The sequence below is a fragment of the Taibaiella koreensis genome (assembly GCF_003545715.1).
GTDB lineage: Bacteria > Bacteroidota > Bacteroidia > Chitinophagales > Chitinophagaceae > Taibaiella > Taibaiella koreensis.
This window is the reverse complement of sequence record NZ_QVNU01000005.1, coordinates 44,417-55,040: the sequence shown is the minus strand read 5'-3', so window position 1 is coordinate 55,040 and position 10,624 is coordinate 44,417. Positions and strand designations below refer to the sequence as shown.

Annotated in this window: 8 protein-coding genes; 4 read left to right on the top strand and 4 right to left on the bottom strand. The window is 48.6% G+C overall.

From position 1 onward, the window contains the following. Positions 1–68: 68 nt before the first annotated feature. Both DZK30_RS16660 and DZK30_RS16655 read right to left on the bottom strand, forming a co-directional pair. Positions 69–1,118: a FecR family protein gene (locus DZK30_RS16660; RefSeq protein ID WP_118975310.1), complete on the bottom strand. Its 1,050-nt coding sequence runs from the start codon at positions 1,116–1,118 to the stop codon at positions 69–71. A 122-nt stretch (positions 1,119–1,240) separates the two neighbouring features. Then, a complete protein-coding gene (locus tag DZK30_RS16655; protein WP_118975309.1) occupies positions 1,241–1,840 on the bottom strand; it encodes an RNA polymerase sigma factor in 600 nt (199 codons plus the stop codon). A 247-nt stretch (positions 1,841–2,087) separates the two neighbouring features. Between DZK30_RS16655 and DZK30_RS16650 the strand changes: the two genes are divergently transcribed. Next, positions 2,088–2,672: a DUF308 domain-containing protein gene (locus DZK30_RS16650; protein ID WP_118975308.1), complete on the top strand. Its 585-nt coding sequence runs from the start codon at positions 2,088–2,090 to the stop codon at positions 2,670–2,672. Between the two features lie 38 nt (positions 2,673–2,710). On the opposite strand, the gene DZK30_RS16645 is transcribed toward DZK30_RS16650, so the two are convergent. Next, entirely contained in the window at positions 2,711–3,307 is a 597-nt protein-coding gene (locus DZK30_RS16645; RefSeq protein ID WP_118975307.1) for a Crp/Fnr family transcriptional regulator, read from the bottom strand. 517 nt (positions 3,308–3,824) lie between these two features. Here DZK30_RS16645 and DZK30_RS16640 point away from each other — a divergent pair. Both DZK30_RS16640 and DZK30_RS16635 read left to right on the top strand, forming a co-directional pair. Then, positions 3,825–4,256 (top strand): NTF2 fold immunity protein, encoded by a 432-nt coding sequence (locus DZK30_RS16640; protein WP_118975306.1) that lies wholly within the window; start codon positions 3,825–3,827, stop codon positions 4,254–4,256. Positions 4,257–4,411: 155 nt separating this feature from the next. After that, positions 4,412–5,410, top strand: coding sequence for a hypothetical protein (locus DZK30_RS16635; RefSeq protein ID WP_118975305.1), 999 nt, complete (start codon positions 4,412–4,414; stop codon positions 5,408–5,410). Between the two features lie 40 nt (positions 5,411–5,450). Here the strand turns inward: DZK30_RS16635 and DZK30_RS16630 are convergent, their stop codons facing one another. Continuing rightward, positions 5,451–6,098, bottom strand: coding sequence for an START domain-containing protein (locus tag DZK30_RS16630; RefSeq protein ID WP_118975304.1), 648 nt, complete (start codon positions 6,096–6,098; stop codon positions 5,451–5,453). A gap of 271 nt (positions 6,099–6,369) precedes the next feature. Here DZK30_RS16630 and DZK30_RS16625 point away from each other — a divergent pair, with 271 nt between their 5' ends. After that, positions 6,370–10,590 (top strand): hypothetical protein, encoded by a 4,221-nt coding sequence (locus DZK30_RS16625; protein WP_162903165.1) that lies wholly within the window; start codon positions 6,370–6,372, stop codon positions 10,588–10,590. Positions 10,591–10,624: the final 34 nt, after the last annotated feature.

The following is a 10,624-nucleotide window of genomic DNA, read 5'->3' as shown; positions in this document are numbered from 1 at the left end:
TTGTTTGGGGCAAAAGATGCCCTGTTCGCTTTTGCAAGCGATTATAAAAATGGATTAGATATTCGTGGTTATTTATCTTTAGCTACGATGAAAGCCTGTTTCTTTTTTTGGTAGTGGAGCCCGTTCAGGTTACAGATAATATCGAGTGCCGTCCCTATATCATCGGATGGTTCTATTGTTCCCGTAAAAGTCAATTCTTTGATCTCTGCTGCATTGTACCTGATAGGCGCCGATGCCTGGGATGCAAGCTTTGCAAAAACTTTATCCAGTGGCGTTTTGTCAAATACCAGCCTCTCCCTCATAGCAGGAGGTGTAGCGACATTGTGATCTGGCGTTTCCGCTTTTTTCTGCCGGGCCGTCTGTGTCAGGATCATTTTTTTACTGGTCAGGTCCCAATGCATTTCATCTCCCGGCTCCAGTGTCGTCTCTTCCATCCTGATGCTGCTGTTGGGCATGGCCGCTACGCGGATGCTTCCTTCTTTCAGCGCGACTTTAAACGTGTTCAGATCGGGAGCATCGATATAGAATTCGGTCCCTATATCTGTGGTCTTTATATTGTTTGCAATTACTTCGAAAGGCCGGGTAGCGTCATGCTTCACCTTAAAACTCGCTTTTCCCGTCAATCGTATGCTTCTCGTGCTTTGCCGGTTGAATGGTTGCTTCAGGCGGATGGCACTTTCCGGATAGAGCTCGACCGCGGTGCCATCGTCCAGTACAACAAGCTTAATATCCTTCCCGTTATTGTCCATGATAGCATATGTGGTGGTGCTGCCGGCATTTTGCTTGCCGTCATTCTTTGTGGTATACAACGTCCATCCTATAAACGAAGCCAGGCCCATTACCAGCAAGGCTGCAGCCCATTTAAACAAGCTCAGTGACTTCCGCGGCCGCTCTATTGAGTGGGATGCCCGCGCGCCAATTTCCCGGTGTAGTGATTCCAGAATGCTTAGCGATATTTCCGGCGACAACAGCTCCTTCTTTTCCGATATCAATTCCTGCTGCAAAGCGGCTCTTATCGCTTCTTCATCTTTAAGGATCGTTTTATAGAGCTGCAATTTTTCCGTCTCTGATGCGTCGCCACGCCAGAATTTCTCTAATAGTAATTTGTAGTTGTCCATAGCTGGTATAGACTAAATACTCCGGGGGGATAAAATGGGGATGGTTTTGGGTGTTACCAAATTATTACTAAAGGTCTGGCTGAAAGGAATTCCGCCGGGCCTTATATGAATTTCCGGATGTGCTATAGGGATAATGAGACAACCAAAAGGCCTAGCAGCGCCAGTTCTGAGGCATGTTCCTTTTGCACATACTGCCTTAAAAGCCGGGATGATTGTTTTAAATAGTCTCTTACAGAGCTGGAGGATATTCCTAAAATGTTTGCTGCTTCCTCTACTGATTTTCCCTCAAAACGGCAAAGACGGAATACTTTCTGTTTCCGTTCGGGGAGTGTGCTCACAGCGCGTTCCAGTATTTCCAGCTGTTTCTGGTAAAAGTCTTCATCAACAACAGGTGCTTCCATAAGCCTGTCGACTACGGAAGCATCTTCCAGCAGAATGGTGGATTCTTTCAGCTTTTTTTTCAGAAAGGAGAGCGACTTATTATAGCTTACCACAAAGAGCCAGCCCGCAACAGATGCCTGTCCTGTAAATTTGTTCCTGTTCTCCCAGAATGCGAGAAAGACATCCTGTAGAATGTCTTCGGCCGATTGCGGTACCTGCACAATCTTTATGATATTGGCATAAACGGACTGATGGTAATTATGATAATAGAAGTCGAAAGCGTCAATATTGCCTTCAGACAAAAGTGTAGCCGCTGCTTGCTCATTAAAGATTGCCCCCATATCGGTCCCCTGAATTCCGGGCAAAAGTAGAATTTGGTGTGGCGCCCTTTTATTATATTATTGTAAACAATTATGGTTGCTGCCGGCTGTGTCATGGTGAGCGGCGTCGAACCATGAAGGGGCTGGCTAAGATGCCGGAAATTTTTGCCCCGCTTCGACGCTCATAAAAAGATAGCCAGATTAACTTAAGTGAAAAAATAGCAGCGGCACAGCAGCGACCTTTGATCCGGAATTAAAACATCGTATCATGACTTCAATGAATTCATCCGCTTTCAGCGTATCCAGCCAGGTTGTTGCCACAGCCAGATCATTACGGAGATTGTATTTTTTGCGTGCCGGTTTTTCCATCGTTTGGATCATACTGGTAGCGGCTTTCGCCAAAACCAATGCCGCTATAGCAACGGCGCTGTTTATTATTTACCCGGCATGGGACGCCCTTGCAACCTATTTTGATATCCGGTCCAACCCCACCACGATCAGCAGGACGCCGCAGTATGTCAATGCGGCCATCAGTGTCTTTACTACTGCTGGTATTATACTGGCCCTGCAAAAAGGTATCCCGCAGACCCTGATCGTCTTCGGCGCCTGGGCCATAGTAACCGGGCTTATACAACTCATCTTAGGCTTGCGCCGACGCAGGCAGCTGGGCGGTCAATGGCCCATGATCATTAGCGGAGGACAGTCCATGCTGGCAGGTGGCGCCTTTATCGCAATGGCGCACGCGCCGGATCAAGGTATTACAACGCTTGCAGGATACGCTGCTTTCGGAGCGTTTTACTTTTTGCTGTCCGCTTTCAGATTGTCTAAGACCGTCAACGTAGTCGGGGCTTAAAGCGTCCGGTAAACGCGGGGCGCGATATACCGTGATGTTCAGGCCTGGTTATTCTTTAATCGTTTCCTGATGCGGCTCAGAGAGGGATTGGTAATACCGAGGAAGGAAGAAATATGATACGCCGGAATACGTTCTATTATATTGGGATGTTCTTCCATTAGCTTGAGAAATCTTTTCTCATGAGAGAAAAACAGAAATGCTTCTGCCCGTGATTGTGCATAGGCAAAAAATGTTTCTGCCAGCACTCTGCCAAACTTTCCCCAATTCGGATTCCGCTCATACAGACTATTAAGATCCCGGTGAGCGATCTGGATGATTTCCGAATCTTCCAGGGCTTCAATATAGTACCAGCAGGGATTTTGCGAGATGAAACTTCTGAAGGAAACGACGAACTGGTTCTCTGAAAAGAAGAATAGATTTTTTTCCTCCTGGGTCGCAGGGTCGCTGTAAAAGATGCGGAAGATGCCTTTTACAACCAGCCCCAGATCGGTGCACACCATACTTTGCATATTGAAGAAATCGCCTTTTGCAATCTTTCGCGGTTTCCAGAAGCTCAGGCTTTCGGCAATATCCTTATCCGATAAGGCGGCAAAACGTTGCAGGTATTGCGTCAGTATTTCATTTTTATTATCCATGCCGGTTGGTTTTAGAGGCAAAATTATATATCGTAGCGGCTTTCCAAGGGGAAAAGGGCCAAAATTCGGAATGACTACGGCGCCAATTTTTAACTTAAGTTAAAATGGACATGAAATTTAAGAAAGCACCGGGGAAAGAGTCTTCCCGGGTATATTCTTTTCCTTTATCTCTGTCTGGTGCTGCGGGCTTTGCATTACCTTTAAGTAAGGAAAGAATAAGTGCACGCTAACCAATAAGATTAAATTGTTAGTTATTAAAATGTTGATCTATAGTAATATGCCTGGTAATGCTGCATTAAAGTTGCTATCTGTTTTTAAGCCCGGGTGCGTTGGCCACAAAAAAACAGCGGAGCATTGTTTTTTTGCCGCCTTTTTTCTTTCTTTTTTGGCGGAGCAAAAAAGAAAAAGATATTGAGACCAAATAAAAAGACAGGTAAAGTGAAGCGTGATAGGTAGTATTTGTAGAAATACAAAGCTTTGTTTCCTCATATCTGGATGGTTACTTAAAATTAAATTTATGGAAGAAAGGATAAGCCTGGAGCACCATTTGGTTGCTATCGCCAGGGCCTATGCGATTGCGATGAACGAAATTGAGAACCGGATCTTTGAGCTGGCCCAAGCGGACAGCAGAGGGCTCAAAGATTATTTCGAAGAATACCGGAAACTGTATCAACCGGTCTTCCTGGAATATGCTACCGGCAAAAAGAGGGTTTATGGCGGTCAGGCCAATAGCTACGGCCGGCCCACCCGTTATGACGGGATCAATGAAGAGACGAACGGGAAGACGACTTTAAAATCGCCAAACAGGGCAGAAGTTCATTTTGAAACCGCCAATGCCTTTCATGCCGAATATCTTTTCGTGCTGTTGAAAGAAGCCGGCGTCTGGAAGATCGATAATGTAAAGTATAAATGGTACCATGCACCTAAGTGGAGCCCATTGACCATGTGAGTTCTGGGAAGGTCCTCTCCTGGATGTACGGGCTCACTTTATTTAATATTATGACCATGAATTGCCCGTTTATCCTATTGGACATTATGGAATACTTGCTTATAAAGCGTCTGCCTGAAAGAAGCTAAGAAAACCTTTTTTTATGAATACCGCTTATGCAAAAACGCCTTGCTTGCTTGTTCGTAATACTGATGGTAAGTCTGCGCCCGGATGCTCAGATCGTTGATCGCGCTCCGACGGGGACAACGAACATTTTACCGGTTGAGGGAGGTGGTATTGAAATGAAAATTGACAGCATTACCCCTTTGAATGAATTAATAGGCCGGTTAAATGACGATTGGAAATTTATTGAAACAGGTAAGGGATATTGGATCGGTTATACCAACGATATGTTTTCAATTGCCTGCAGGGGCGATGGCGCAATTTCGGCCCTGGTACATTTTTTCAAGACAACAACCAAAAGACAAGGAAAGGTAGGTGCTCTTTACACACTGCACCTGATAGGTATTCAACGGAAAATTGCCGGAAGATTTGTAGAACGATTTGTCGATACTAAAGCCAGATCGGCCTTGCTCGGATTACTGAACGAGAAAGATTATGTCTATACTATTGTAGGATTATTAATGAGGAATCCCTGGCCTTCCGATATTCCCCGTTTTTTTGAAATATTAAAAGAGGAAAAGGACGATAAGGTCATTTGGCCTATTGTTAATGCTTTGAACCGGTACCATATCCAAGGAAATCCTGTTAACAGCCTACTACCAGATATTTTAAATCATCTTGAGATAAAGCTTACTATCGAAGATGAGCATACGCTTGAACCCGGTTTTGATTTCAACGCACAAATAAAGGAGGCTTTAAGGGTGTTTCATAACCGCTATCCTGAGATCATCGGGGTAGAAGAAAAGTTGTATGATGAAGATTTGGCCCCACATTATACAATCCAATTATCAAGCGCATTAAGCATCCGGGAACTATTGAGTAGCTTGAATATAGAACCCGGAAGTCCTTTTAATTATAATCAGATCGGATGCAGAGTTCAGTACTATTTAGAAGGCAATAAGCTATACTTCTGTACGATAAAGACTGCTCAAAGCAGGCTGAATCAGTGGTGGGCTAAACTACCGGAAAACGTAAAGAAAAAATTCAAATAGTCTGCACGCCCCACAAATACAGCAGCGCCTCATCTTGCTTTTAATTCTGGATGAAATCAAGCGCGGCGTTTTTATAGACCGGTAGCTGAAGTTTTTGCTTCATCTTGATAAAACTATCGATAGGGCCCTGGGAAGAAAGTGCATTAACCGCCCATGCCGGGATAACGCCGCCAGGATCGACCTGCAGACTATACGAGACCTTTATCCGGTTTTTATCCAGGGGCGAAATGGTCCAGAGTCCAATGGATTGGCTCACCCTGACGATCCCCTTTTTAGGACCGACCCAGCCGGGTATTGCGGGCGCGTTTACCGAAACCTCCTTGCTGATCTTGTCCTGCGATACTTTTACATGAGCCACAAAGTCCCTGTTCTCAAGCGGCCAGGGCAGATTTACCTCCGAATAATAGTAGAGCTCGGCAGGGGAGACCTGCCGCAGCAATACACAGGACTTTGTATGCGATACCCATTGTACCGTAGCGGGTATGTCGAGCAATAAAGTAACCAAAGCAGAAGCCGTTGCATAGAGGACACATTCGACCTTGAGCGCCTTTATTTTGGATCCGGGTACCGCTTTCGAATAGACCTTTATGCCTTCCTTTTCTGTAAGGAACCGCCATTCGGATTGGGCCGACGCCTTCAAGCCGGAGCAAAGCAGCAGGATAAACAGGAAAATAGTATAACGGCGCATTTTTGGAAAGCGAAGTTAACGGGAATCATCCTGATGATCATACGGTTAACATTGATAAGGGTATCAGCACCTTTTATGGCCCATCGTTAAAAGCAGAAATGCGATCAAAGGACAAATTGCTTTTATCCTATAAGAGGCTATGCATAAATCAGGCAGGTAGACTTATTGCATTGCCGGGATAAAATTCCCATTTTTGCGGCCGACCAATAAAACCGGCAGACCTGTTGGCCTGCCTGGAGGTGCCTCGCCACCATGCTTAAAATATATCTCCATGAATCTACGCTACTTCAGGCTGCGGCAATTTTCTTTGCTGAAGCTGGGAATCACTTTTGCTTTTCTGACAAATACCCTGGCTGGTCACGCACAAACGGTCACGGCACAAGTGGGCAATGGCACTACCTCAAGCGCCAATATTCCGTTGACCACGCGTTACGGCTATTCTTATTCTCAACAGATCTATACGGTACCGGATCTCAATGCCGCAGGAGCTATCGCCGGCGCTAATATCCAAAAGGTCCGTTTCTACCTGGAAAGCGGACCAGCAGTTACCAATAGCTCGGATTGGACCGTTTATATAGGTCATTCGTCAAAGACACAGTTTGTAAGCAATACGGATTGGGAGGCTGTAGGTAACCTGACTCAGGTCTTCAGCGGAACGGTTAGCTTCCCGGCAAATGGTAATTGGATGGAAATAGCGCTGACGGCGCCTTTTTCCTGGAACGGTACCGGCAATCTCATTGTAGCAGTAGATGAAAATACGCCCAACTTCACCAGCAACAACAACTTCTGGCGTACAACAAGCACGCTGCAGAACCGTGCTATATACTTCCGGAGCGATGGCATCGATCCCAGCCCTGCATCGCCACCCGCAGCCTCGGGCTTGCTGAGCAGCGCCAATAACATACAGTTCGATTTTGTACAGCAGCCCTGCTCCGGCACGCCTGCACCCGGAGCTACCCTGGCGGCAAGCGGTACAATATGCGAAGGCAATGCCAGCCAGCTTAGCCTGCAAAATAACTATACCGCCTTTTCCGGAATGAGCTACCAGTGGCAGTCTTCTGCAAACGGAACTAACGGCTGGCAGAATATCAATAACGCAACCAATCCTTACTATCAGGCCATGCCGGGTACGACTACCTGGTACCGGGCGCTATTGTCCTGCGGAAGCAATACGGGTAGCTCGACCCCCGTTATAATGACCGTAAATCCGAGACCCAATGTTACTGTGAATGGCGCCAGCATGATTTATTGCACAGGCGCTGCTGCAACGATTACGGCATCCGGCGCAAGCGGCTATAGTTGGGCCCCGGCTACAGGATTGAATACCGACACCGGTGCTACCATACTGGCCACCCCGGCAATGCCATCGGTATATATCGTTACCGGAACAGACGCCAACGGTTGCCAGGATACGGCATCGGTACAGGTTGCTCCTGTCGCTTCCTTCAGGCCCACCGCAATGGTCAGCCCCGCCATAAGCTGCAGCACCGGCACGCCGGTAACTGTGACGGTCGGTAATGCACCTTCTGCAGGCGCTATGCTCTATCAATTGAATGATACCGCGGGTAATGTGATTGTCCCCTGGCAAAGCGCTGCGACATTTGTGTTCACACCTGCAACCGCGGGCAACCTGAAATACCTGTTGCTGGCCCGTGCTTCGGCTTGCAGTCAGGATGCAGATACCGCCACCGTAAACGTGTTCTATGGTTTTTCCGCAAATGTAGGTGTAGTGACCAATTGCTCAGGTACGGGAAATATGCTCGTTGTCGGCGACCCACAGGGCGCCAGCGTGCAGGTCGATACCTGGCAGCAAAGCTTCGGTACAACTGCATTACCTGTAGGTACTACCTTGCAGGGCGGGGCCCTGGTAGCGGACGGCCGTGCCGTGATCACCCCTTCGGCAACTTCGCAAAAGGGGGGTATGACCATCGCCGGCTTTGGTACTGCTAATCCGAAAACGATTGCGCTGAGCTTCCTGCTCACGGCCGACCAGCCCATCAATAACTTCGGTACCGGTGGCGCCGATGGTATCGCCTGGAGTTTCGGAGATGATGCGGGCTTTACTTCTTCTATTACCAATGGCGCCGGCTCCAGACTGCGGCTGGTATTCGACGCGGCCAACAATGGTACAGAAAACGGGAACACTGCCGGTATCTATCTTACCTATGGGTACACGGCCAATACACAGATGGGGCCTGCTTCCACCGGCGTGCTGGCCTATAGCTCCGATATGTCTTGGAAGGTACAGACCGATAAGCCCGTCAGCATCATCATTGATGAGGACAGCAAGCTGACGCTAAGCTATAACGGCAATATTATTTTTAACCACATCCAGCTGCCGCCGGCATTTGCCGCAGCCAACAAATCTCAATGGAAGCACCTGTTCTCGGCCTTTACCGGCGGCGACGCTTTACGGTTTGCCATTGACGAGCTCAGCATCCGGTATACACGCCAGGACTTCGTCTTTGGTCTTAGCCCCGGCGGTTCCGGGCAACTGCCCGCAAGCTGGCAGACGGCCGGTAGCTTTACCAACCTGACCGCTCCCGATTCATTTGATGTCTGGATCGGAGCAACGGACGCTCCGGCAAGCTGTAACAAGCTCCTGGGCACTTACGGGTTCCATTATCCGGTCGCTATATCAAATGTCAGTCATACAGGTCCATCTGCCTGCGGCGTCAACGATGGCACCATAACCCTCGAAGGCCTGATCTCCGGTCTTGCCTATAATGTTGCATATACAAAAGACAACCTGCAAAATGTTTCCGTGGCGATGCCTGCCGATACCCTGGGGCATATTGTCCTCAACAACCTTTCTCCCGGTTTCTACAGCGGGATAGCCGTTTCGCTCGACAGTTGCACCGGTATGGCCGCCGGTCCGGTTATTATACCGGAGATCGAAAGGCCGCTGATCAATGTAGTTGTCAGCGATACCAATAGCGGTTGTGCCACGCCTAATGGCGCTATCTCGGTCTCGTCTACAGGCTTTGTCAACGGTGCTTCTTATGAGATATGGTATAATGGAACATTGCAGGGCAGCCGCCTGCCCGATGGCAACCAGCAGATCAGGATCACCGGCTTACCCACGGGGAATTATGATCAGATTTATGTCGTAAGCCCGCAGCTTTGCCCTTCCGATACGATAACGACGATAACGATGCCGGGTGTATTGCCTCCGGCAGTTATTACAGGACTAAACGTGCTGACAACACCAGGTTGTGCAGGTTCGGGTGGCTCCGTCCGGCTGATGGGAACATTTAACCCCGGCACAGCTCAGATTAATTTCCGGCGGAATGGTATATGGTCCACGGCTGTTGCTGTTCCGGATGCAGGCGGGCTTACCCTATCGGGGCTGACGCCGGCTGTTTACGATAGTATACAGATTGCAGGCAGTTGTGCTTCCAACTATTGGGGCCCGCTTACACTCTCCGGCGCTGCCTCACCTGCAAGCATCGCTACGGGCAGCATAACGAAGGCCGATATCCAGGGCCCTGGCGTATCGGTGGCCTATATCAGCAATAGCTGCGAGCTCATTGCCGGTATTCAGACGACCAATGATAGTCTTGGTGCTGTTACGGTAAAGGTAGGCGTGTTGGATTCGACGATGATACAAGGTGGTCAGCCTTATGTGGGGCGTTATTATGATATCACGGCAGGCAACAATGCCGGTGGTATGGTAACACTTTATTTTAAAGATGCCGAATTCGACCATTATAATACCACGGTTGCGGCAATAGGAAACAGCTTGTTCCCTGCAATAGGTCCGGCAGGTGAAAATCTCCAGATCACTGCTTACCATACCCCAGGTGCCGGTACTGGTCCCCAGGGATACAATACTACAGGTGCTGAGGTGATTGTTCCTTCGGCTATCGTGCACCATACTACCGGCAATTATTGGGAAGTGACCTTCCATACCAATAGCTTTTCCGGCTTTTTTGCGCATACCAACCTGAACGGTAGCCCGCTGCCGGTGCGGCTGGGCGACGTGACAGCGATCAATCTTGGGGTCGTCAACCGTATTGACTGGCATACCACTATGGAGGCGCGGGGAGATATGTTTACGATAGAACGCAGCGCCGATGGCAGACAGTTCTCTGCTATAGGTAGTATCGCTGCGCAGGGTGCGGCCGGCAGCAGCTATCATTTTACAGATGAGGAACCCATAGCCGGACTCAACTATTACCGGATAAAGGTCAGGAATAATGATGGCCGTAGCTTTTACAGCAAAGTGGTGCAGGTACGTATGAGCAACGGGCAGCTCCTGATTACAACGGCTCCCAATCCGGTAAGCGATGAGCTGGCCGTAACGCTGACCGGCAGCCGGAATGGAGGCATGCTCCTACTGATGGATGCCAGCAGCAGGCTTATCGATCGCCGGAACGTCAGCGGCGATGGCCGCACCCTCTTTTCTATGAAAGGCTTGTCACCCGGCCTGTACCTGCTGATATACCGGGAGGGCAGCATAAGCCGGAGGCTTAAGGTGATCAGGCAATAATCATATATAATGTGTTTTTTGGAGGCTGTCACAA